This window comes from Pedobacter sp. GR22-10, from assembly GCF_026239715.1.
Taxonomy (GTDB): Bacteria; Bacteroidota; Bacteroidia; order Sphingobacteriales; family Sphingobacteriaceae; genus Pedobacter.
Map to the genome: position 1 here is coordinate 247656 of NZ_JAPIVR010000003.1, position 23031 is coordinate 270686.

At 39.2% G+C, this 23031-nt stretch carries 21 protein-coding genes; 8 read left to right on the plus strand and 13 right to left on the minus strand.

Annotation, left to right across the window (positions count from 1 at the left end):
* Positions 1 to 188 precede the first annotated feature (188 nt).
* Both OQX64_RS13740 and OQX64_RS13745 read left to right on the plus strand, forming a co-directional pair.
* Positions 189 to 1082: an SDR family oxidoreductase gene (locus OQX64_RS13740; RefSeq protein ID WP_265819214.1), complete on the plus strand. Its 894-nt coding sequence runs from the start codon at positions 189 to 191 to the stop codon at positions 1080 to 1082.
* A 9-nt stretch (positions 1083 to 1091) separates the two neighbouring features.
* Complete coding sequence (locus OQX64_RS13745; RefSeq protein ID WP_265819216.1) at positions 1092 to 2012, plus strand: helix-turn-helix domain-containing protein; 921 nt, start codon at positions 1092 to 1094, stop codon at positions 2010 to 2012.
* A 77-nt stretch (positions 2013 to 2089) separates the two neighbouring features.
* On the opposite strand, the gene OQX64_RS13750 is transcribed toward OQX64_RS13745, so the two are convergent.
* The 4 genes from OQX64_RS13750 to OQX64_RS13765 form a co-directional block, all read right to left on the minus strand.
* Positions 2090 to 4258, minus strand: a complete 2169-nt coding sequence (locus OQX64_RS13750; protein ID WP_253248947.1) for a carboxy terminal-processing peptidase — start codon at positions 4256 to 4258, stop codon at positions 2090 to 2092.
* A 292-nt stretch (positions 4259 to 4550) separates the two neighbouring features.
* On the minus strand, positions 4551 to 5231 hold the full coding sequence (locus OQX64_RS13755) for a hypothetical protein (RefSeq protein WP_265819217.1): 681 nt from the start codon (positions 5229 to 5231) through the stop codon (positions 4551 to 4553).
* A gap of 29 nt (positions 5232 to 5260) precedes the next feature.
* Positions 5261 to 6103 (minus strand): isoaspartyl peptidase/L-asparaginase, encoded by an 843-nt coding sequence (locus OQX64_RS13760; RefSeq protein ID WP_265819218.1) that lies wholly within the window; start codon positions 6101 to 6103, stop codon positions 5261 to 5263.
* 116 nt (positions 6104 to 6219) lie between these two features.
* Complete coding sequence (locus OQX64_RS13765) at positions 6220 to 7095, minus strand: cyanophycinase (RefSeq protein ID WP_265819219.1); 876 nt, start codon at positions 7093 to 7095, stop codon at positions 6220 to 6222.
* Between the two features lie 293 nt (positions 7096 to 7388).
* On the opposite strand from OQX64_RS13765, the gene cphA reads away from it, so the two are divergent.
* A complete protein-coding gene (gene cphA, locus OQX64_RS13770; RefSeq protein ID WP_265819221.1) occupies positions 7389 to 10004 on the plus strand; it encodes a cyanophycin synthetase in 2616 nt (871 codons plus the stop codon).
* Positions 10005 to 10066: 62 nt separating this feature from the next.
* On the opposite strand, the gene OQX64_RS13775 is transcribed toward cphA, so the two are convergent.
* The 8 genes from OQX64_RS13775 to fumC all read right to left on the minus strand — a co-directional run bounded on the left by OQX64_RS13775 (position 10067) and on the right by fumC (position 15827).
* Positions 10067 to 10522 (minus strand): ferritin-like domain-containing protein, encoded by a 456-nt coding sequence (locus OQX64_RS13775; RefSeq protein WP_088299719.1) that lies wholly within the window; start codon positions 10520 to 10522, stop codon positions 10067 to 10069.
* A gap of 357 nt (positions 10523 to 10879) precedes the next feature.
* The gene (locus OQX64_RS13780; RefSeq protein ID WP_265819223.1) at positions 10880 to 11644 is read right to left on the minus strand and encodes a ThuA domain-containing protein; all 765 of its coding nucleotides are present in this window, start codon (positions 11642 to 11644) and stop codon (positions 10880 to 10882) included.
* 46 nt (positions 11645 to 11690) lie between these two features.
* On the minus strand, positions 11691 to 12113 hold the full coding sequence (locus OQX64_RS13785) for a low molecular weight protein-tyrosine-phosphatase (RefSeq protein ID WP_322974972.1): 423 nt from the start codon (positions 12111 to 12113) through the stop codon (positions 11691 to 11693).
* 14 nt (positions 12114 to 12127) lie between these two features.
* Positions 12128 to 12547, minus strand: coding sequence for a hypothetical protein (locus tag OQX64_RS13790; RefSeq protein ID WP_088299722.1), 420 nt, complete (start codon positions 12545 to 12547; stop codon positions 12128 to 12130).
* Positions 12548 to 12652: 105 nt separating this feature from the next.
* Positions 12653 to 13459, minus strand: a complete 807-nt coding sequence (locus OQX64_RS13795) for a S1/P1 nuclease (RefSeq protein ID WP_088299723.1) — start codon at positions 13457 to 13459, stop codon at positions 12653 to 12655.
* A 1-nt stretch (position 13460) separates the two neighbouring features.
* On the minus strand, positions 13461 to 13976 hold the full coding sequence (locus OQX64_RS13800) for a fumarate hydratase (protein ID WP_088299724.1): 516 nt from the start codon (positions 13974 to 13976) through the stop codon (positions 13461 to 13463).
* 48 nt (positions 13977 to 14024) lie between these two features.
* The gene (locus OQX64_RS13805) at positions 14025 to 14360 is read right to left on the minus strand and encodes a hypothetical protein (protein WP_088299725.1); all 336 of its coding nucleotides are present in this window, start codon (positions 14358 to 14360) and stop codon (positions 14025 to 14027) included.
* A gap of 69 nt (positions 14361 to 14429) precedes the next feature.
* Entirely contained in the window at positions 14430 to 15827 is a 1398-nt protein-coding gene (gene fumC, locus OQX64_RS13810) for a class II fumarate hydratase (protein WP_088299726.1), read from the minus strand.
* Positions 15828 to 16313: 486 nt separating this feature from the next.
* On the opposite strand from fumC, the gene OQX64_RS13815 reads away from it, so the two are divergent.
* Entirely contained in the window at positions 16314 to 16604 is a 291-nt protein-coding gene (locus tag OQX64_RS13815; protein ID WP_322974973.1) for a LytR/AlgR family response regulator transcription factor, read from the plus strand.
* Positions 16605 to 16795: 191 nt separating this feature from the next.
* Entirely contained in the window at positions 16796 to 18187 is a 1392-nt protein-coding gene (gene hisS, locus OQX64_RS13820; RefSeq protein ID WP_265819225.1) for a histidine--tRNA ligase, read from the plus strand.
* A 202-nt stretch (positions 18188 to 18389) separates the two neighbouring features.
* Here hisS and OQX64_RS13825 read toward each other — a convergent pair whose 3' ends face one another.
* Positions 18390 to 19121, minus strand: coding sequence for a class I SAM-dependent methyltransferase (locus OQX64_RS13825; protein ID WP_265819226.1), 732 nt, complete (start codon positions 19119 to 19121; stop codon positions 18390 to 18392).
* Positions 19122 to 19498: 377 nt separating this feature from the next.
* Here OQX64_RS13825 and OQX64_RS13830 point away from each other — a divergent pair, with 377 nt between their 5' ends.
* The 3 genes from OQX64_RS13830 to OQX64_RS13840 are packed head-to-tail and all read left to right on the plus strand — an operon-like array spanning position 19499 to position 23003.
* Positions 19499 to 20779 (plus strand): replication-associated recombination protein A, encoded by a 1281-nt coding sequence (locus tag OQX64_RS13830; protein WP_088299729.1) that lies wholly within the window; start codon positions 19499 to 19501, stop codon positions 20777 to 20779.
* Positions 20780 to 20836: 57 nt separating this feature from the next.
* Positions 20837 to 22309, plus strand: coding sequence for a DUF5687 family protein (locus tag OQX64_RS13835; protein ID WP_265819227.1), 1473 nt, complete (start codon positions 20837 to 20839; stop codon positions 22307 to 22309).
* A gap of 1 nt (position 22310) precedes the next feature.
* A complete protein-coding gene (locus tag OQX64_RS13840; protein WP_265819228.1) occupies positions 22311 to 23003 on the plus strand; it encodes an ABC transporter ATP-binding protein in 693 nt (230 codons plus the stop codon).
* Positions 23004 to 23031: the final 28 nt, after the last annotated feature.

The window sequence follows — 23031 nt, forward strand, 5'->3', positions numbered from 1 at the left end:
GAGAGACTGTTGCTGAAATGCAGCAGTCTTTTTTTTGCCCTGTATAATTTCGTTTTGGCTAAATCAAAAATGGATTAGGCTAAATAGTGTACTCAAAAATAATGGAGTTTTGTACAGTGATTAAAGAGATACGTATGCGGGATCTCAAAACTCATGTAACATTATTTATGAAATTAAAATAAATCGCTATGAAAGTTTTTGTAACAGGAGCAACAGGCTTTGTTGGTTCAGCTGTAGTAAAAGAATTAATTAATGCCGGCCACCAGGTTTTGGGTTTAGCCCGAAATGAAGCTGCAGAAAAAGCACTATTGCTGGCCGGTGCCGAAGTGCATAAGGGTGACCTGGAAGATCTGGAAAGTTTACGCAGAGGAGCAAATGCTGCTGATGGGATTATACATACTGGATTTATTCATGATTTTAGCCGTTTTAAAGCCGTGTGTGAAATTGATCGTGTAGCAATAGCGGCTATTGGAAATGAAATAACGGGAACGGATAAGCCCTTTATTGTTACCTCCGGAACGTTGATCGTGAGCCCTGGTCAACTGGCTACTGAAGATAAAATGCCTGATTATAATGGTCAAAATCCCAGGATTGCTACAGAAAAAGCAGTTGATAATCTTGCTGCGAAGAATGTCCGCATATCAGTTGTCCGTTTATCGCCATCAGTTCATGGCGAAGGCGATGTGCATGGCTTTATACCCATGCTTATTGATATTGCCCGCCAAAAGGGTTCATCAGCCTATGTAGAAGATGGCGCAAACCGATGGACAGCTGTTCATCGTCTTGACGCCGCTGTTCTTTTCAGATTGGCTTTGGAGCAGGCCAGGCCTGGAGCTCGTTTTCATGGTGTGGCAGAAGAATCAATAACCTTTAAATCGATAGCTGAAGCCATTGGTAAGCAGCTGAACTTACCTGTTGTATCAAAATCAAACGATGAAGTTGCTGCCCATTTTGGCTGGTTTGAACATTTTGCAAATATTGACGGGCCTGCTTCAGCAAAATTAACCCGTCAGCGTTTGCATTGGGAGCCCCAATATTCCGGTTTAATTCAGGATTTGGAGCAAGGGATTTATTTTACGTAAATTATAACCATGGAAAACCTGAGCCGCTACCGCTTTAAAACAATATCAGAATATCATAAATTGGCTGGATTGCCCAAGCCTGGGCATCCGTTAATTAGCGTTGTTAACATGGAGGAAGTGCAAATGCAGGTGAATGGACGATCAAAGACGATGATTTTTGATTTTTATTCCATAGCACTAAAGCGTGTTCCGGATGCTAAAATTAAATACGGACAGCAAATGAGCGACTTTGATGATGGTGTGTTATTTTTCATGGCTCCGGGTCAAGTTTTTACCGTTGAAGTTAATCAGGATCAATACCATCGTCCAACTGGCTGGATGATTCTGTTCCATTCAGAATTACTCTGGAATACGCATCTGGCTAAAACCATAAAAGATTATGATTTCTTCGACTATGCTTTATTTGAAGCCCTGCATGTTTCTGAAAATGAAGAAACAATTCTTAATGCCATTGCCCAATTGGTAAAAAATGAAACCAATAGCAATATCGATCACTTTACTCAGGATGTCGTGATCGCGCAAATAGCATTGCTTCTCAATTATGCACAACGTTTCTACGGACGGCAATTTATTACACGTAAAGCCATCAATCATCAGCTACTTGATCAACTGGAAGAGATCGTTAAGGGTTACTTTGCAAATGATAATCTTGGCCTTAGGGGATTGCCTACCGTAGGTTACATCGCTGAAAAACTAAATGTTTCGCCAGGTTATCTTTCCGGACTATTAAAAACACTTATTGGACAGAATACACAGCAATATTTACATCAAAAACTGATTGACCTGGCTAAAGAGAAACTTTCTACCACAAATCTTTCCATTAGTGAAATTGCTTATGCACTTGGTTTTGAACATTTGCAATCTTTTACAAAGCTGTTTAAATCCAAGACAAACCTTACCCCCTCGGCGTTCAGGCAATCTTTTAATTGAAATCTGGTCTTGAGGTTAATTCCAAAAAAAAACGGGCGATCTGAAATAGATCGCCCGTTTTTTTTCACTTTTTATGATTAAAGTTTAGGTGCCGCTGCACCTCCCAAATTCATTACATAATTACCAGATTGCTGCATAAAATCACCCATCACTTTTAAAGATTCATCTTCAATGAAATCAAAAGTATCCTGTTTGGTTATTTTCTCTCCTTTCTTAATTGCAGGCAAGCCTCTCAAAGCCCTTAAATCATTTTGTCTGGCCAAAGATTTGGCTTCCTGGGCTTCTCGTTCAGCTTTAAGCTTGGCCTCATTCAAGGGAACAGAAACTTCCTTATCACGCTTTTTCAATTCAGCAATATCCTCTTTCAGGTATTTAAAATCCAAAGAGTTTGAGATACGTTGTTCACTGTTTTTCATGAGTCCTGCTTTTACAGCTGATAGGTTAGCCACTGCAGTAAAATTAGAACTCGGAATAACATCCCAGGGCAATGCCGATGGTTCAGTATCCTCTCCGATTTTATCCATTGGATAAAGTGAAGGAAAAATAACATCCGGTAAAACACCTTTATGCTGCGTACTGCTTCCGGCCACCCGGTAAAATTTGGCCATGGTAAGGTTAATCTGGCCTAAGTTAATATCTGAAGCATTAGTTGAAGTTGGTGAAGTACCAAGTGTTTTGTCTTTCGTTACCAGGCCGGCAATTTTCTGCAACATGCCCGGGTTAACCAGTTTATTCAAATCAATAGATGATTGAACAGTTCCCTTACCGTAAGTTTGACTACCCATAATAATTCCACGTCCGTAATCCTGTATCGCTCCGGCAAAAATTTCTGAAGCTGAAGCACTTAAACGGTCAACTATAACACCAAATGGTCCATTCCAGGCCACACCTGCATTTTCATCTTCATCCACTTCGATCTTGCCTCGCAGATCTTTTACCTGAACAACTGGTCCGCGGTCAATAAATAAGCCTGTAAGGGAAATCGCTTCTACAAGAGATCCGCCGCCGTTGCCGCGTAAATCCATTACAATAGCATCAACCTTATCAATATTTTTCAAAGAATCCACCAATTTCCGTACATCACGGGTTGTACTTTTATAGTTCTTGTCTCCTGCATTAGCCGCTTTAAAATCAGCATAGAAAGCAGGAAGTGAAATCACGCCAATTTTATAGTTCTTGCCATTGGTTGTTACCGTTTTTACTTTTTTCTTAGCAGACTGATCTTCGAGAATAACCTTCTCGCGCATCATCTCAATAATGACGGGCTTAGAAGACATTTCTTTTCCAACCGGAATAACTTTTAAGCGTACTTTAGTTCCTTTCGGACCTTTAATTTTACTGACAGTGGCATCTAATCTCCACCCTACAATATCCACAAAATCATCATTTCCCTGGGCAACAGCAATAATCCGATCACCCGCAGTTAATTGTTTTCCTTTAAACGCTGGTCCGCCGGGGATAATTTCGGCAATCTTTACTACTTCATTTTCCAGTTGTAAACGTGCACCAATACCCTCAAAAGACCTTGACATTTCTTCATTAAATTCTGTTGCCCTTGCCGGTACGAAATAATTGGTGTGTGGGTCAATTGATTCTGTAAAAGCATCCATCAGAATCTGAAAAACATCCTGATTATTATTTTTAGCGATCTGCGATTTTAAGTTCTGATAACGTTTGGTAAGCGTTGTAACATTTTTATCCTGGGCAGAGCCAGCCAGGTTTAAATTAATCAGTTCATACTTTACCCTTTTTTTCCAGGTATCATTTAATGCTGCTGTTGAAGGTGCCCATGGCAGCTTTTCACGATCGTAAACATAGGTGTCATTCTGATTGAAATCGTATTTATTTTTAATCTGCGCCAGCGAATAGGCAAAATACTCATTCAGCCTTTTTGCGTAAACATTATAGATATAAAACGGACCACTCAGGTCACCATTTTTAAAATCATCATCCAGCGTATACCTGTATTTCTCAAATGCGGCAATATCAGAAGCTAAGAAATAATTTTTCCCCTGGTCTAAAGCCTTAATATATTTATCAAGGATTAAAGAAGAAATGGAATCATTTACCTGAACTTTTTTATAGTTATAGCTTTCAATCAGGTTAACTACTTCTTTGATCACAAGCTGTTGTTGCTGGTCAGGCATAACATTCGCAATGCCATCCACTATTGGCTGGGGCTTTGGAGCAGCATGACATGCAATCACTGCTGCCGTAAAAATTACAAAAAATACTCTCTTCAACATCTCTTTAAATGATTTAAAATCCATTTTCAATTCTATATAGCCAATATGATACCATTTTAACGAAAAAACAAAAAAGAGACAGCATTATTACCGTCTCTTGTTAAAACTGATCAAATCTAACCAAAAGCTTCTTATTTAACAATTCTAAAATGGTAACGTAATTAGATTTATTTTGTTTTAAGATCTTAGATCATCAGGCTTTTATGCCGGATGACCACAAGAATATTGAAATGGATTTTTGTTCACAAAAATCTTTGTCCGATTGATTTTTATAGTGAAAGTAGCGGGGATATTATTTTAAACCCTTTTTAGGATTTGTTTTAGCAGAAATCATTTCCCTTGCATCACGAATCTGGCCTTTATATTGTGTAATTTTTACCGAATTGGCAAACCACTCTGCAGCTTTAAGATCCCTTAAAGCCAAGGTAAAATCCTTCTTTTTTATTTTAACCTGCACAATGCCCAAAACCGATTCGAGGTAGGCATTATTGCTTTTTAACTGTTTGGCCAGCATGCCTTGCTGGGTATAAAACCACATGGATTGTGTAGATTTATTATTGGCCAGATAAACCTTACCAAGTAAGCCATAGGTATTCATCAGGCCATTTCTGCTGCCCATTTTAGAATAGTTTTTAAGCGCAACATTTAATAGAATTTGTTCTGCATCACCAAAACGACCGAGCATATAATGCATATTGCTCATTTTTATAATGGCCTGACCATACCTATTAAAGTTTTTTACTGAATTATATTCAAATGCGGCCTTGCCAAATAAGGTCAATGCTTCATTAAAATCGCCCTTTTTTTCGAAACTCTCCGCTTCTTCATAAAAGGAATTGCCATCTACCAGATCAAATTTTGATACCGATATTGTTATTGCATTGCCAGCAGCGGGTTCCTGGCTATCAAAATTTTGAGCATGTAGTTGAAATGAGGCAAAAAGGCTTATGAGCGCCAATACAATTTTGGACATGCAACAAAAATAATACTTTATATTTAACTTTAGTTAAATACCTGTAAATTAACATCAAAAGATGCCCAAACCATGTAAGGGTGTGAATCGCAATGATAAATTTCACCAGTATTGGAGATGCCAATAACTCCTGCAAAACCATCAAATGATTTAAGTTCCCGGAAAGATTTGTCGCAGGCATCTTTTAAAGAAAACCCGTCGGTAACCCTGGTCACTATTTTTGAGGCCAGTGCACCACTCACAATATCTTCGCCAACTCCGGTACAGGAAACACCGGCAAACTGATTAGCGTAGTTACCTGCTACTGTAGCTGAATCACTTACTCTACAAGGAATTTCAAATCCTTTTCCTCCTGTAGATGTAGCCGCCGCAATATTTCCGTCCGCATCTAAAGCCACACAACCTACAGTTCCCTTATTGTTTTGCTGGTTTATCTTCGCTTCATATTCAGATTGCCGCTGATCAGTAACCGGATTAAAATACCCAAACCCTTTTTCACGTGCAAAGTGTTGCGCACCTTCACCACTCAGTACCCGGTCATCATATGCCAATAAACTTTGCGCAATCTGAATGGGGTTCTTTACCTCTTCTATATTAATCACACCGCTGAATTTTTCCGTCTTCCCATCCATTAAGGAAGCGCTTAAGCGTACTTTCCCGTCACTTTGAATCTGAGAACCAATCCCTGCATTAAACAGTTCATTATCCTCAAGCAAAGCAACCGTATAAACAACTGTTTCAAGTGCAGAATGATTTTCCAGGTAAGCGTAACCAAGCTGAACAATAGCAGACAGTGCATCCTGTTTGGCTTTCTTTGTTTCCTGATTGGTTGATGACTCGCTGAAAAAGCCACCATGTATAATTAATTTCATTTTTAAGAGATTTGAGATGTTAGATATGAGAAGTTAGATTGAAGTGCTAAGCCCTGAACTTTTTATCATTGAGCGATAACATCAGGCCTTCTATCTGGTAAACCTTCAACCTTTCACTATTCTATCGGAACAACTTTTGGATGGTGGATCACCAGGCTATGATCAGTCAGATCGTAAACATCGCCGTCACACATCACATGCACCACCATATTTTTGATAGATACAGGCTGCCCCATTTCTACATCGGTTAAATTGGTATCAGCCATCTGACGGCCATCAACCAGGATTACCATGCCTGAACCAATGGCTTCCATGATGTGTCCATCCGAGATAAATAAGCCCGTGTCTTCACCCAGGCCGATCCCCAGGATCCCGGGATTACTCGCAGCGGCATAAAGTAATCTTCCAATCCGCCCGCGCTGCACGAAGTGTGTATCTACAATTACATCATCAATAAAACCCAGTCCGCCTGTAATTTTCACCTCGCCTTTTAGCAAGGCATCCTTACTACTTCCCTGATAAATCATATTCTTGGAACTTGCCGCCGCACCTGCTGATGTTCCTGCAATAACTACGGGTTCCGTTTTATATTTATCAATCAGAATCTGATGGATTTTGGTTCCACCGAAAATAGATGATAGCCTTAACTGATCTCCTCCGGTAAAAATAATCACTTCAGCGGCCTTAATGCGCTCACAATTTTCTTCGGCATTTGCTTCTTCCCGATTGGTTATGTTCAATACGCCAACATTATGCACATCTAACTGGGCATAAGCCTTAATGTATTCTTCCCCCACTTTTTCGGGCATTAAAGAGGCCGTGGTAATGATTTCGAACCTCGATTCAACATCTCTGACTGATTCTGTCGTAATTCTCTTTAAAATTCCCCGTTCGAAAAAATTCATATTTTCGGGCAATCCGAACTGTGTTTCTGCAAAGCTGCCTGTATTTATTGCACCTCCAATAATGATGAGTTTGCCCTTAGGAACCATTTTATGTGTATTAGTATTCTATCAAAAAACCCAAATATATCAGGTTAAGATAAAAAACACGACTTTTTTTGTCAATAATTCTGCAATTATCAACAATGGTTGAAATAATTATGAATAATTTGAGTTAAAGTTAGGTCTGAAAATAAAACAAATCGCCTATGAAATTGATTTAGCTATTTGAATTGCCAATTTTCAAAATAAATGCATAATTTACAATCATCAATTTTAGTCTCTCCATTTGAAAAAAGGTTCGCCTAAAATCCGTTCTTTTAATCATAACGACAAAACATTACATGAAGATACATAACATACAAGTATTAAGAGGACCAAATATATGGTCGATTAACCGCAAAAAACTCATCCAGATGAGACTGGATTTAGAGGAGCTGGAGCAAAGACCAACCAATCTGATTGAGGGGTTTAGTGAGCGAATAGAAAAATTATTACCCAGTATGTTTATCCACCGCTGCTCTAAAGGTGTGGAAGGTGGTTTCTTTACACGCGTTAAAGAAGGCACCTGGATGGGGCATGTGATTGAACATATTGCCCTTGAAATTCAAACCATTGCCGGAATGGAAACTGGCTTTGGCAGAACCCGCCAAACCAAAACTGAGGGGATCTACAATGTCGTATTCAGCTATCTGGAAGAAAAAGTAGGCGTTTATGCCGCAGAGGCGGCAGTGAAAATCGCTCAGGCACTGATTGATAATGAAGAATATGATTTGGAGCATGATATCAGGAGGATGAAGGAAATCCGTGAACTGGAAGCCCTTGGCCCAAGTACAGGATCAATTGTTCAGGAAGCAGTGAGCAGAAATATTCCATGGATCAGGTTAAATAAAAGTTCGCTGGTGCAGTTGGGTTATGGCAAAAACCAGGTGCGTTTCAGGGCAACCATGACTGAAAAAACCAGCAGCATTGCTGTTGACATTGCCAGTAACAAAGAAGAAACCAAGCGCTTATTAACAGAAGCAGCCATTCCCGTAGCTTCAGGTGTAACCATTTCGAATCCAGATGAACTGGAAGCATCGGTAAGTAAAGTAGGTTTTCCTTTAGTTTTTAAACCACTGGATGGAAATCACGGCAAAGGTGCCACCATTAATGTTAAAACCCTGGAGGCTGCCAAAGAAGCTTTCGAATATGCGAAGACGTATTCGAGAAAAGTCATTATAGAAAAATTCATTACCGGCTTTGACTTCCGGGTGCTGGTGATTGACCATAAGGTAGTGGCAGCTGCGCAGCGTGATCCGGCACATGTACTGGGAAATGGTATTCACACGATCCAGGAGTTAATCGATAAGGAAAATGAAGATCCACGTCGCGGTTACGGGCATGAAAATGTATTAACCGAAATCGCTGTTGACCGTGATACTTTAGATTTACTGGCCAAAAAGGAATATACTTTAGAAACCATTCCTGAAAAAGGCGAGGTCGTTTATTTAAAATCAACAGCTAACCTGAGTACCGGGGGAACATCCATCGATGTAACGGATATTGTTCATCCGCAAAATATATTTATCTGCGAAAGAATTTCGAGGGTAATCGGACTGGATATCTGCGGAATTGACATCATGGCGCAAAACCTGACCCAGCCACTAACAGAAAATGGCGGTGTGGTATTGGAAGTAAATGCTGCCCCGGGTTTTAGAATGCACCTGGCACCAAGCGAAGGCTTACCCAGAAATGTTGCCGCTTCTGTTGTAGACATGCTTTACCCGCAAAACAGGCTATCCTCTATTCCCATTATAGCGGTAACCGGAACCAATGGAAAAACCACCACTACACGGTTAATTGCCCATATTATCCGCAGTAACGGTAAACGTGTAGGTTATACCACCAGTGATGGTGTTTACGTGCACAACACCATGCTGATGAAAGGTGATACCACAGGGCCGGTTAGTGCCGAATTTATTTTAAAAGACCCTACGGTAGAATTTGCCGTTCTTGAAACCGCGCGTGGTGGAATTTTAAGAGCCGGACTGGGTTTTAATGCGTGTGATATTGGGGTGATTACCAATATTCAGGAAGATCACCTGGGTATATCTGATATCCATAACCTGGATGATTTAACCCGGGTTAAAGCGGTAGTAGTTGGCGCTGTTCGCCGTAAAGGATGGGCCGTATTAAATGCTGATAACGGCTATTGTGTGAAAATTGCCAGAGATGCACGCTGTAATGTAGCTTATTTCAGCATGGATGAAAACAATCCGGTGATTAAAGAACATTGCAGAAAGGGTGGTATCGCCGCCATATATGAAAATGGTTATATCACCATTAAAACGGGAGACTGGAAATTAAGGGTTGATAAAGCAACACATATTCCGCTTACTTTTGGCGGCGCGGTGAACTTTATGATTCAGAACGTTCTGGCAGCAACATTGTCAACTTACTTATGGGGCTACAAGCCGGAAGATATCCGCTTAGCCTTAGAAACCTTTATCCCATCTGCAGCACATACACCTGGCAGGATGAACGTGTTCCGGTTTAAAGATTTTAAAGTATTGGTAGATTTTGCACATAATCCTGATGGTTTTAATGGCGTGAAAGCATACCTGCAAAGCGTTGAAGCCACAGAACATGTAGGCATCATTTCCGGAACGGGCGACAGGCGTGATGAAGATATTATTGAAACCGCGCGCATCTCGGCACAAATGTTCGATAAGATTTACATTTGCCAGGAAAAATACCTGCGCGGCCGTAAGCAAGATGAACTGATCAATTTATTGATTAAGGGCATTAAAGAGGTAGATCCCAACAAGGAAATCATCATCAATAATAAGAGTACAGAATGTTTGCAAATTGCCATCAATACGGCGAAGAAAGGATCTTACTTAACCATTTTAAGTAACACCATTGATAACACCATCCAGCGGGTAACTGAACATCTGGATAGAGAACTGGAATCTTAAGAAACGAAAAAATCCTCCCGATAGCTCATATCAGGAGGATTTTTTCGTTTCACTCAGCCAAATTATACCTGAGCATCGCGCAATCTTTTGATTTCATCGTGTGAAGTTCTTAAAGAAGCTTTCTGATCTGAAATCAACGTTCTGATGTTGGCCGGAAGATCTTCCACTTCTAAAGCCATTTTATAAGCGCTTTGAGCAGCATCTTCTCCACCTTCACAATTATTTAAAACTGTTTTTCTGTCATGGCCTGTAAATAATGCTTTAACATCCATCCAAGCCCTATATATTTTTCCAGAATTTGTGGTACCTGTATCAATATCTTCTCCTAAAGCAGCGATCTCTGTTCCCAGAGCCATTTTATATTTCTGACTTTCTGAGATCATATCCAGGAATAAGGATTTTAAATCGGCATCGGCATCTTTTAATTCGGTACGTGCTTTTTCATAACCGGCAATACGGTCGTTATTAATTTGCACTAAATCGTTTAATACTTCTGTTGTTATTGTTGCAGTATTCATGTTTTTATAAGTTTTGATGTACTAATGGAACATGATCGGCATGGAATAGTTTATATTTATTTCTAAATTTTAATTCCTGAAAATACTATCGCCTCATTTTCAATCATCAGCTGACATTTCGCCATGATATGATTTCTTTTCAAATAGATTAAAAATTCCTCGAAACTTTTAAATATCAAAAGACTTTATTTACTGAAAGGTAGCGTATACCTGACGTTTAAGTTCGTACTTTTCAACTAAGTATTAATAGTTAATGCTCTCTGTCAGGTTTCGGTTTCCAATATTTGACTCCTGATTAAACGTCATGAAAATGATTAGATTTTTATCTTTCTCATTTATTATTGCAGCTTAATTGAGCTACTCCAGTAGTTTGGTTTTTGCTTTGCGGTAATCCAGTTTTTGATGTTTTCCAATTGCATATACTATGCCTCCATTTAAGTGCATCAGAAATTTTTGATCGTTCCAACATTCTTTGGTGTGCCCCATTGAAGTGTAAAACGCCCGGCCGCCATCAAAATTATGGTACCAGCTGAAGGGATGAAAATTACCATTATTACCACCCTGATAAGAAGCTTCATCAATCGTGATCAGCACTTTGATATCCGGATTGACATTTTTGAAATTATAAAGCTCATCTGTATGCATCCATACAGAATCTGTCAGAAACCTGGTTGCAGGGTGATTTCTATCTTTTATGACAAATCTGGCTTCCTGCACTTTGGGGTGGCTAACAAAGTAAGCACCTACCAATTTGCCATACCATGCCCAGTCATATTCTGTATCTGTTGCCGCATGAATGCCCACAAAGCCTCCTCCCGCCTGGATGTAACGTTCAAATGCGGATTGCTGTATGTCGTTCAATACATCACCTGTGGTGCTTAAAAAGATAATGGCAGCATACTTTTTTAAATTACTTTCGGTAAAAAGCTCCGCGTTTTCGGTGGTATCAACAGTATAATGATGTAACTGACCTAACTGGATAATTGCTTTTTTACCTTCTTCAATAGATGCATGTCGATAGCCTTTTGTTTTAGAAAAGACCAGAATACCGGGATAGCTTTGCGCAAATGCGATACTTTGCAGGATGACTAGCGTAATCGCCATTGTTATTATTTTTTTCATCGAAATTTGGTTAGACGTTTAAATGCTTTCTGTAATACAGATAAATTTAGGAAAGTTCTTTGATAATTTCTTTACACCGATCCTCAACTTGTTTACAAACTGGTGCAAACAGGGTATCATCCCAATAAGGATCTGCCAATTCATCATCCTTTAGAAAAAGTTTAACCTTCAACCGCTCCTCTTTTGTCTTGGCCAGATTCTTAACATCGCTTAAATTTTTCCGGTCCATCACCAGAATCAAATCATATGTTGAAAACATAGCAACAGAGAATTGTTGCGCCCTTTGCCTGCTGATGTCATAGCCAGAATCCTGAGCCGCGGCTATACTTCTACGATCAGGTGCCTGACCGATGTGCCAGTTTCCGGTTCCGGCCGATGCAATTTCCCAATCCAAGTTTTCTTGTTTTGCAAGGTGATGCATAATGCCCTCAGCTAAAGGAGAGCGACAAATATTACCCAGACAAACCATTAAAATTTTCAATGCTATTTAGATTTATACACGTATACAAAGGTATAAGTTTTTCCTTCTTGTTCAGTCGTGGTGGTTTGTGTCAATTTTTTGCCATCAAAGAATAACGGCGTTGAAGGGGAAGCAGATAAAACAATCTTGTTACCTTCTCTTCTCCAGGTTTTTACACTCGCATCGTTCATCCTGTCGCAAAGTGCCCCATTAGCACCCGCTACGTAAGAACTATCTTTGGCAAAAGATAGTGATAAGTTGGCTACACAACTTTCGGGTCCTGATAGCGCTATATAGTTTTCGCTCGTCTTATCGCCCATGGTCATCGCCGGCTGAACCGTTACTGATTCAATTACCCATTTTTTTGAAACAAGTGTTTTATAAGCATCTTTTGTACAGGCAATCGCAGTGCAAATTAAAAGTACAGATAATAGTTTTTTCATATCGTTAAATGTTGGATGTATGTAAGGTAAAGGAAATTAATGATGAATTTGCTGCATAAAAAAAAATCCCCCATTTCTGGAGGATTTAACTGTGCTGTAAGCAGGTTATCCGTAAATGTCATTCAGCATTTTAGCCAACCGAACACCGCCTTTTAATAATTGCTGGTTAAGTGTTTCAGACCAGTCGAAATTGTAGCGGTAGCTTAACCTGGAATCTGGTTTTGCACCTTCATAAATTTTACCACAAATGGTATAGGCATCATAAACGCAATCTTTTAAACTCGTATTTTGCCAATTATAAAGCTCAACGGCTGATGGATGGTTAATCGCTTTGGCAAATTCGGTATAACTGAGCTGTTGATATTCAATTAATTGCTCATCCCAAACACGGTGCAGGTTAGATTTTTCATTAAACCACATCACTGAAACCTTATTCCCGCCTAAATCTTCCTTATGTGCCACGTGCATGGGCTGACATAAATCGCCGGCCATATGCACCAGCATCCTCAGCGCCAGTTTCTTTTCTGATGCCGTACTGCCTGCCTTTTTCAAAACGGCAGTTAAATCGATGATCTTATTGTAGAGGTTTGGTGCTTTTTCCGTTTCTAAAATATGGTAAACACCCTGCTTATCCAATCCACCTGGAAGGTTTACAAAATGCCAGTTGTACATGTAATTATAAGTGGAATCTGATTTTATAAAATCGCCCCAGTTGGCAGACATGGCCAAAGATTCTGTTCCTAAAATAGCCCTGATAGCCTTACGGGTTTTGGTCTTTAAGTAACTATCTGCAATTTCTCCAACTACACGGTGACCTATCATCCCCCAGGCATTGGCCTGAACAGGTAAATAGGCGAGCAGGCCAACGACAGCAATGGTTTTTAATTTCTTTTTGATCGATTTAAATTTCATTTTATAATTCTTTTTGTACACAGGTGATTTTTTCTTTGAGTGCCAATCTGATTTCACTTTGATCATTTAAGCTCTCTAATATCAAGGTATCAGTTGAATGTTTTTTGATCAGAAAGTTTTTATCGTAACGGCCAATGCGGTAACAGCCGGAAATTTTCTGTTTATAATTGGCGTGTGTAAAGGTGGCACCCACATATAGCGTATCGCCCCTAACCGCATACACGCCTTTTGCATATTCTTTCCAGATTCCATTATGGTAACAAGAATCTTCATAAAAGTTTATTTTACTGTGCGTGACCAGATCAATATAAATAGAATCGCAGGTCACTTTAAAATGATGCTGCGTATAATTGCTCCGCTTATGGCTAAAAGCGACGGTATCTTCATTCCATACCCCCTGCATAAATTCTTCACCTTTACCTTGAATATTGGGCCGCCTGGAACAGGAAGAATACAGCAAAATGGCGGTGAAAAACATCACATACAGAAATTTTAGTTTTTGATTGTTTTTTGGCATTGTGCTGATGAAAATGTAAAATAAGGTTTCTGATGCATTGCCGATGTTTTAAAATTTTTCGCGAAACAGCTTATTGGCATTTAGCATATTATTGATTAATAGAAAAAGCCCGGTTGCAAAAAAAAGCCCGCCTAAAAGACCAATACCTCCAAGTATAGAATAGTAAAAACTTACCTCTCCAACGGGCATTGCTCTATTTTGAGCTATATGTGGCATCCAAATATACATGCCACTTATCAATAAGGTAATTCCTGAACCCACACAAAGTAAAATGGCATCAACCCTTGCGATTTTAATCATGTAAAGACAAGAGGCAATAAAAACCAAAAGTGGTGAAATTAATGGTATCAAGGCAAATAAGAATGGCAAAACTGAATTATCCATGTTTTATTAATTAAGCTTTTATTTAAACTCAGGCCTGATAGTTTTTGAAACCTATCAGGCCTGAATATGCTATTTTAAACTTCCAACCATATCTTCCGGACGAACCCACTCATCGAATTGCGCGTTGGTTAATAAGCCCAATTCTACAGCCGCAGCTTTTAGCGTTTTGTTTTCCTTGTGTGCCTTCTTAGCAATTTTTGCCGCATTCTCATACCCTACATGTGGATTTAAAGCCGTTACCAGCATCAGTGAGTTTTGCAAATGCTTTTCAATTTCTGGTAAATTCGCCGTAATGCCTTCCGCACATTTATCAGTAAAAGAAACACAGGCATCACCAATTAAACGGGCAGATTGCAATACGTTAGCTGCAATTAAAGGTTTGAAAACATTTAATTCGAAATGACCCGACATCCCGCCTACTGAAACGGCTACATCATTACCCATTACCTGGGCGCAAACCATGGTTAAAGCTTCTGGTTGTGTTGGATTTACTTTCCCAGGCATAATAGAAGAACCGGGCTCATTATCAGGAATCACAATTTCACCAATTCCACAACGTGGACCAGAGCTTAACATCCGCACATCGTTTGCCACTTTCATTAAAGCAACTGCAGTACGTTTTAAAGCACCGGAAAGTTCAACCATTGCATCATGTGCTGCCAAAGCCTCAAACTTATTTGGTGCGGTAACAAAAGGCAACCCCGTTAATTCGGCAATTTTCTTCGCCACTAAAACATCGTAACCCTTAGGTGTATTTAAACCTGTACCAACAGCCGTACCACCTAAAGCCAATTCAGCCACCATCACAAGGGCATTTTTAATGGCGCGGATGCTGTTATCAATTTGCTGTACATAACCTGAAAATTCCTGCCCTAAAGTAAGCGGAGTTGCATCCATAAAATGGGTACGACCTGTTTTAACAATCGTGTTAAATTCTTCTACCTTTTTAGCCAGGGCATTTCTTAAATGTTCTAAGCCTGGAATGGTGTTTTCTACCGTAAGTTTATATGCTGCAATGTGCATTGCAGTAGGGTAAGTATCATTAGATGATTGTGATTTATTTACATCATCATTTGGGTGAAGTACTTTTTTATCATCGGCTAATGCGCCACCGTTGATGACATGTGCACGGTTTGCAATGACTTCATTGCCGTTCATATTACTCTGTGTACCAGAACCTGTTTGCCAGATCACCAATGGAAATTGATCGTCTAAATCGCCGGCAATAATTTCATCACAAGCTTTTGCAATTAATGTTGCTTTTTCAGCAGAAAGTACACCAAGTTCGGTGTTAGCTAAAGCAGCGGCCTTTTTTAAATAGCCAAAAGCATGAATAATTTCTTTAGGCATCGACCCTTCCGGTCCGATTTTAAAGTTATTGCGTGAGCGTTCGGTTTGTGCACCCCAGTATTTGTCTGCAGGCACCTGCACCTCGCCCATGGTATCGTGTTCTATTCTGAAACTCATGATAATTTTGATTTTTATTGTCGCAAATTTAAGTTTTTTGCCTATAAAGCAAGGTATTATCTTCGATATTTAAAATCTATGATTTGAGAGTTATTTGATTATATCTACAAAAACCAAAACGTAAATGGTCACTTGAAGATAGTTAAATCAGACTGTTAATACATTTTGCCCGGCTTACAATAAAGTAACCTTTTTGATAAAGTTAGGTCATATTTTAGACGCAGTTTAGTCGGGTACAATTGTCATAAGTCCGACGAACCTCCGACTTAACCCCGTCGAAAGTCCCTCGCAACCGTTCCACTATTATTATACTGTCCTATTACTAAAATAAGTTTACAGTAAGCCTGATTCGGTTTCGCTTTACAGATTAAATACTGACCGTAACCATACAAATACTAAGTTGATGGTTTCATTTACTATTTTGGCATTTTACAGCCCGGAATTTAATCTTCTGCCCCTAAAATTGTACTACCGCAGCAGCATGAAATCCGCTATGTTGCAGTAAATGATATTGTTCGCTGTTTAGCTGATAATACTTATACTTTTTTCTATTTATCAAACGAAGAAAAGATTTTAATCTCCAAACCACTAAAGGAATATTCTGATTTATTGAAACCTCAGGGATTTGTCAGGGCACACCAAAGTCATCTGGTAAATCCGAAGTTTGTTAAAAGCTGGTTAAAAGAAGATGGTGGACTATTGCTAATGAGCAACGGCGATAAAATCCCCGTATCAAAACCGAACAGGGAAATGGTTAAAGCTGTGTTGGGGAAGTAGGATTAAGCTGATGAATATTTCTTAATATTCTAAATTTTGTCGTCATTTCGACCGCAGCGGAGAAATCTTTAGAATAAACGCGATAGCAATGTTCAAAGATTTCTCCATTGCGCTTCGCTCCAGTCGAAATGACGACTACTGGGCGGTAAAACATAACCGTGGTTAATAAACCTTTTTGTACTTTTGCGGCTATGTCAGTTATTAAACCCTCATTAGCAAAAGGTACCCGCGATTTTTCACCGGTTGAAATGGTCAAACGCAACTTTATTTATGATACCATTAAAACGGTTTTCAGAAAATATGGTTACGCTGAAATACAAACACCAAGCTTTGAAAACCTTTCTACCTTAACCGGCAAATATGGCGATGAAGGGGATAAACTGATTTTTAAAATTTTGAATAGCGGGGAATACCTCAAAGATCCTAAAAAGAAATCTTTCGACTTTGCAGAAGAGGAAAACAGCAATAAACTAATCCCATTAATCTCTGAAAAAGCCCTCCGCTACGACTTAACCGTTCCTTTCGCCCGTTACGTGGTGATGCACCAGCATGAAATTACGCTACCGTTCAAACGTTTTCAGGTGCAGCCGGTATGGCGTGCAGACAGGCCACAAAAAGGCCGGTACCGGGAATTTTATCAATGTGATGTGGATGTGGTAGGCTCAGACAGCTTATTAAACGAAGCTGAATTTATCCTGATTTACAACGAAGCCTTAGCCAAATTAGGCCTGAAAGATTTCAGCATTAAAATTAATAATAGAAAAATTCTATCAGGCATTGCCGAGATTATAGGCAAACCTGATTTAATTATCGACATGACTGTAGCCATTGATAAGCTGGATAAAATTGGCCTGGATGGAGTGAGTAAAGAACTTTTAGAACGCGGCTTTACAGAAGATGACCTGGAGAAACTTCGTCCGGTGATTTTATTAGAGGGCAGCAACGAAGAAAAATTAGCAAGCCTGAAAGAAGTTCTTGCTACCTCAGAAACAGGCTTAAAAGGTGTTGCCGAAATTGAGCAGGTTTTCGAATATGTAGAAAGTTTAATTTCTTATGGTTTGCCTTTAACTGCAAAACTCGAATTAGATATCACCCTGGCCCGAGGCCTAAATTATTACACCGGTTGTATTTTCGAAGTCAAAACCAATGAGGTAGCCATGGGTAGTATTGGAGGAGGTGGCCGTTATGACGATTTAACCGGCATGTTCGGCTTAAAAGATTTAACTGGAGTGGGCGTTTCTTTCGGTGCAGATCGTATTTATGATGTTTTAGAAGAATTAAAGCTTTTCCCGACATCAGCAGAAGTAGGCACTAAAGTTTTAATCAGTAACTTCGACGCCGAGGCAGAAAAATATGCTTTGCCTATTTTACAACAATTCAGAAGTGCAGGTGTTGCAGCGGAGCTTTACCCATCTTCAGCGAAATTAAAAAAGCAAATGGCTTATGCTGATGCGAAGAAAATCCCATATGTTATTTTAATCGGTGGCGATGAAATGGCCAGTGGTGAATTAACCTTGAAAGATATGCAAAGTGGCGAGCAGAAAAAACTGACGGTTTTAGGTATTCTGGATTTGCTGAAATAAGGTTTTCGATTTTAACCACAGCTTATACCGAGGGTTTCACAGGGGGAAAACAGAGCTTTTTAAAGCTTTGTTATCGCGCCTCTCCGTAACAATGGCCTAAACTTCGTGTGCGCTGTGTCTTTCTTGTTCTTCTCCGTGTTAAAACTAAACATCCAACTTTGCGTTTCTTCGCGCCTTTTATTTGTTAGCTTGGCGGTTAAACTTACCTCCCAACCCGCAACAATACCGGAAAACGCACTTCTTTCTCTGCATCATTGCCCCAGGCTTCTTTTAACTCAATCATCACATACTCCAGCGGATTGCGTTCATTTGCCTTTTTATAATGCTGCAGTGATGACCAGGTATTTAAATATCCGATCAGCTGGTTAAAATTCCAGGTGGTTTTGATTTGAAAATGAGGTGCTGTAATTTCCTCAAAAGGGAAAGGAATCGTTTTATAACCCTCCTCGATATACCGGCGTTCACTATCCCAGTATTTACCTAAAATATCTTCATATAATTTATAAATGACCTGATCCACTTTTTTATCGATCAGCATCAAACCATAACCCATCACAGCAATCAAACCATTTGGTTTCAAGGTACGCTTCACTTCCGAATAAAAGGCTTCAAAATTGAACCAGTGAATAGCCTGGGCTACTGTGATTAAATCGAAACTTTGATCAGCAACATTTACCTGATCGGAAGATTCGACTTTATATAAAATATTTGGCAATTTAAGTGCCTGGCTCAATTGTTTCTCACTGATATCAGTAGCATAAACCTGCCGAAAGTGTTGTGCCAATATCCTCGCCACCTGACCGTTTCCAGTGGCACAATCCCATGCAGTATCCTTCTGATCCACCAATTTAAAAAGGAAGTCGTATAATTCAACAGGGTAAGTAGGGCGGTAAATGGCATATTCTGCCGCTTGTATAGAAAAGTTATCTTTCATATCTTAAAGATTGAATGCGTGAATGATTGGATAAATGAATGCGTGAATGATTGGGTGAATGAATGGATGAATGTTGAATAGTTCGGATCTATCTATTCAAATTAACTTATAAATCACACATAAATAAACAACAGATTAAGGTTTGTGTTTAAAATTCGAGGGCCGAATCTTCAATCCCATTTCATAACGTGCATAAAATGCATATAGAACATCAGTCTAATGAAAATAAAGATATGAACATCATTCAAAAACAGAGGCATAAAACAGGATTTATAATTGATTGTTTTTAATCGCACGGATTGAAATATCGCAACCCATAAACCGTGTTCCCTTATGAAATCTGTAGTTAAAAATCATTTTTTCATATATTTACCATTATGCAAAATCTAGCACCGTTAGCCGAAAGAATGCGTCCTCAAAACCTGGATGAATATGTAGGGCAGAAACATTTGGTAGGAGAAGGTGCCGTTTTACGCAAGGCAATAGAAAGCAGCCAATTGCCCTCCATGATTTTCTGGGGACCGCCCGGGGTTGGCAAAACAACTTTGGCATATATTATTTCACAGGCACTGGATCGCCCGTTTTTTAATTTGAGTGCCATTAATAGTGGCGTTAAAGATATTCGCGAGGTAATTGATAAAGCGGCCGCATTAAAAGATAGTTTTTTGGGTTTGCCCATTTTATTTATTGATGAAATTCATCGTTTCAGCAAATCGCAACAAGATAGTTTGCTTGGCGCAGTAGAGCGCGGCTTAGTAACCTTAATTGGTGCCACAACAGAAAACCCATCGTTTGAAGTGATTTCCGCTTTACTTTCACGCTGCCAGGTTTACATTTTAAAATCGCTGACCGAAGATGAACTGGCCGGTTTACTTCAAACAGCGATAAAAAAAGACCCGATTCTTGCCGAAAAGAAAATAACCATTAAAGAACACGAAGCACTCATTCGACTTTCAGGTGGCGATGCGCGCAAGCTTTTAAATGTGTTAGAAATTGCGATAAATGGTATTGGCGGAAATGAAATCTCCTTGACGAATGATAATGTTCTGGCTCATGCGCAACAAAACTTAGCACTTTATGATAAAGCCGGTGAGCAACATTATGATATCATTTCTGCATTTATCAAATCTATCCGTGGTAGCGACCCTAATGCGGCTGTTTACTGGCTGGCCCGCATGATTGAAGGCGGCGAAGACCCCCTGTTTATTGCCCGGAGATTATTGATTTTATCTTCAGAAGATATCGGCAATGCCAATCCAAATGCATTGCTTCTGGCCAATAATTGCTTCACTGCCGTAAATGTTATTGGTTATCCCGAAGCGCGGATTATTTTGTCGCAATGTGTAACCTACCTGGCCAGTTCACCCAAAAGCAATGCAGCTTACGAAGCAATCAACCATGCCCAGGCCTTAGTGAAGCAAACCGGAAACCTGCCTGTTCCGCTACATATCCGAAATGCACCAACCAAACTGATGAAAAATATCGGTTATGGAAAAGATTATAAATATTCGCATGGCTATGAAGGAAATTTTGAAGCACAGGAATATTTCCCTGATGAATTAAGCGGCACCAAACTTTATGATCCGGGTAAAAACCCTGCAGAAGAAAAGCTTCGTGAAAAACTCAAACAAAACTGGAAAGATAAATACAACTATTAGCTGTAACATTTTAACCAAAATAAATACTAAACAGGAGAACTAATACCTAAACTATATATGTTGAATACTTTTTTAAGCCATCAATGGAAATCCTTCTGGCGTTCGCGGAATCGGGGCAGCAGTATTGCCGGTCAAATCGTTCTGGGTTTTTTCATGCTTTATTTTCTGGTTCTCGCCCTTGGTGCAGGTTTTGGAATGCAATATTTTTTGCCGAAAGCCTTCCCAAATCAAGATGTAATCAAAAGTTTTAACGGATTAATCCTCTATTATTTCGCCCTTGATTTCATTATGCGTTTGCAATTGCAGGAGTTGCCAACTTTAAGTATTATTCCTTATCTGCATCTTCGCATTTCCAGAAGCAAGATTATTAATTTTCTAAATGTTAAAGCACTTTTCTCGGCATTTAACCTGTGGCCTTTTTTTATATTCTGGCCATTTTGCTTTATGAAAATTGCACCAACCTACGGTGCTTTTGCAGCTTTAATGTATATCGTTACCATTCTTTCCTTATCTGTTTTTAACAATTATCTGGCACTTTACATCAAAAGAAAATCGATTAGCAATGTACTTTACACACTTGCCGGCCTGGTAATTTTCGCTGCTTTCGCTGCACTTGAATATTATAAAGTGATTTCGGTAATGGCAGCCTCTGATTACCTTTTTAAAACCATTGCTTCAAAACCATATATCGGCTTCGTTTTCACACTTGCAGCAATCGTTATCTTCTATCTGAATTCCACTTTCCTTCGTAAAAACCTATATACGGAAGAACTTGGCAGCAAGCAGGAGAAAAAAGCAAGTACAGATTATGCCTTCTTAAATCGTTTTGGCAAAGTAGGTGAATTAGCTGCTTTAGAACTGAAATTAATTCTTCGCCATAAAAGACCTCGTTCTTCCGTGATTATGGGTTTTTTCTTTCTGTTCTATGGATTTATTTTCTACAAAGAAAAAGCCATAAATGCAGATGCTTTCGGACAAATGATGTTCGGTGCCATTTTCATGACCGGAATTTCCATCATTATTTACGGACAGTTTATGTTTGCATGGCAAAGTGCTCACTTTGATGGAATCCTGGCCAATAAAATCAACTTTAAAGATTACATCAAGGCCAAGTTTTTACTTTTTACTATCGGCTGTACCGTGATTACTTTGCTTGCCAGTTTTTATGGATTTTTAAGCCCCAAACTCTTATTGCTTCATTTAGCAGCTTACCTTTATAATATAGGCTTCGGTACAGTGGTGGTACTTTATCTTGCCACCTTAAATTACAAGCGCTTAGACATTACCAAAGCAGCAAGCTTTAATTACCAGGGGACAGGCGCAACGCAATGGCTTTTAATGTTTCCTTATGCATTAACGCCAATTTTAATTTATGTACCCTTCGGAATACTCAACAAGCCTTACTGGGGTTTAATAGCCGTTTCAATTTTCGGCCTGGTTATGCTGCTCATGCGTGGTTTCTGGGTAAACTATATTACAAAAAGACTTGAATTACAACGTTATAAAATAGCCGAAGGCTTTAGAGAATAATATGATTTTAGAAGTTAAAAATTTACAAAAAGTTTATGGCGATAAAATCGTTGTAAACATCGAAGATTTACATATCGGAGCTGGTGAAACCGTAGGTTTAGTAGGTAATAACGGGGCAGGAAAAACCACGTTCTTCCGTATGCTATTAGATTTAATTCGCCCAACCCAAGGCGAAGTTTTATCGAAAGGCGAAAACGTCATGCAGCATGATAACTGGAAAAATTATACTGCTTCATTTCTTGATGAAGGGTTTTTAATTGATTATCTAACTCCTGAAGAATATTTTATTTTTATAGGAAGCCTTCACGACCTAGGTGCTGCAGATGTTTCGGCCTACCTTACTCAGTATGGAGAATTTTTTAATGGCGAGATTTTAAACAGCGGCAAATATATCCGTGATTTTAGTAAGGGCAACCAGGTTAAAGTTGGAATTGCAGCTGCATTAATGCAAAAACCCGAAATCCTGATTTTAGATGAGCCTTTCGCCAATCTTGATCCGACCACTCAGATCAGGCTAAAAAATTTATTAAAAACACAAGCCGGCAGTATGACTACTTTTATTTCCAGTCATGATTTAAATCACGTGACCGATGTTTGCAACCGAATTATTTTAGTAGAGAAGGGCCAGGTCATTAAAGACTTTAAAACAGATGAAAATACATTAAAAGAACTGGAGAGTTATTTCTCTGCTTAATCTTGTACTAAGAATGATACATTATAAA

Bases quoted from the DNA above. Each gene is read 5' to 3' on its own strand.
- cphA (WP_265819221.1), top strand. From the start codon at position 7,389: ATGAAGATACATAACATACAAGTATTAAGAGGACCAAATATATGGTCG.
- OQX64_RS13800 (WP_088299724.1), bottom strand. From the start codon at position 13,976: ATGCCAAAAAACAATCAAAAACTAAAATTTCTGTATGTGATGTTTTTC.
- OQX64_RS13785 (WP_322974972.1), bottom strand. From the start codon at position 12,113: ATGGTTTGTCTGGGTAATATTTGTCGCTCTCCTTTAGCTGAGGGCATT.
- fumC (WP_088299726.1), bottom strand. From the start codon at position 15,827: ATGAGTTTCAGAATAGAACACGATACCATGGGCGAGGTGCAGGTGCCT.
- OQX64_RS13750 (WP_253248947.1), bottom strand. From the start codon at position 4,258: ATGTTGAAGAGAGTATTTTTTGTAATTTTTACGGCAGCAGTGATTGCA.
- OQX64_RS13745 (WP_265819216.1), top strand. From the start codon at position 1,092: ATGGAAAACCTGAGCCGCTACCGCTTTAAAACAATATCAGAATATCAT.
- OQX64_RS13825 (WP_265819226.1), bottom strand. From the start codon at position 19,121: ATGAAAGATAACTTTTCTATACAAGCGGCAGAATATGCCATTTACCGC.
- hisS (WP_265819225.1), top strand. From the start codon at position 16,796: ATGTCAGTTATTAAACCCTCATTAGCAAAAGGTACCCGCGATTTTTCA.
- OQX64_RS13755 (WP_265819217.1), bottom strand. From the start codon at position 5,231: ATGTCCAAAATTGTATTGGCGCTCATAAGCCTTTTTGCCTCATTTCAA.
- OQX64_RS13805 (WP_088299725.1), bottom strand. From the start codon at position 14,360: ATGGATAATTCAGTTTTGCCATTCTTATTTGCCTTGATACCATTAATT.
- OQX64_RS13760 (WP_265819218.1), bottom strand. From the start codon at position 6,103: ATGAAATTAATTATACATGGTGGCTTTTTCAGCGAGTCATCAACCAAT.
- OQX64_RS13835 (WP_265819227.1), top strand. From the start codon at position 20,837: ATGTTGAATACTTTTTTAAGCCATCAATGGAAATCCTTCTGGCGTTCG.
- OQX64_RS13795 (WP_088299723.1), bottom strand. From the start codon at position 13,459: ATGAAATTTAAATCGATCAAAAAGAAATTAAAAACCATTGCTGTCGTT.
- OQX64_RS13765 (WP_265819219.1), bottom strand. From the start codon at position 7,095: ATGGTTCCTAAGGGCAAACTCATCATTATTGGAGGTGCAATAAATACA.
- OQX64_RS13830 (WP_088299729.1), top strand. From the start codon at position 19,499: ATGCAAAATCTAGCACCGTTAGCCGAAAGAATGCGTCCTCAAAACCTG.
- OQX64_RS13780 (WP_265819223.1), bottom strand. From the start codon at position 11,644: ATGAAAAAAATAATAACAATGGCGATTACGCTAGTCATCCTGCAAAGT.
- OQX64_RS13775 (WP_088299719.1), bottom strand. From the start codon at position 10,522: ATGAATACTGCAACAATAACAACAGAAGTATTAAACGATTTAGTGCAA.
- OQX64_RS13840 (WP_265819228.1), top strand. From the start codon at position 22,311: ATGATTTTAGAAGTTAAAAATTTACAAAAAGTTTATGGCGATAAAATC.
- OQX64_RS13790 (WP_088299722.1), bottom strand. From the start codon at position 12,547: ATGAAAAAACTATTATCTGTACTTTTAATTTGCACTGCGATTGCCTGT.
- OQX64_RS13740 (WP_265819214.1), top strand. From the start codon at position 189: ATGAAAGTTTTTGTAACAGGAGCAACAGGCTTTGTTGGTTCAGCTGTA.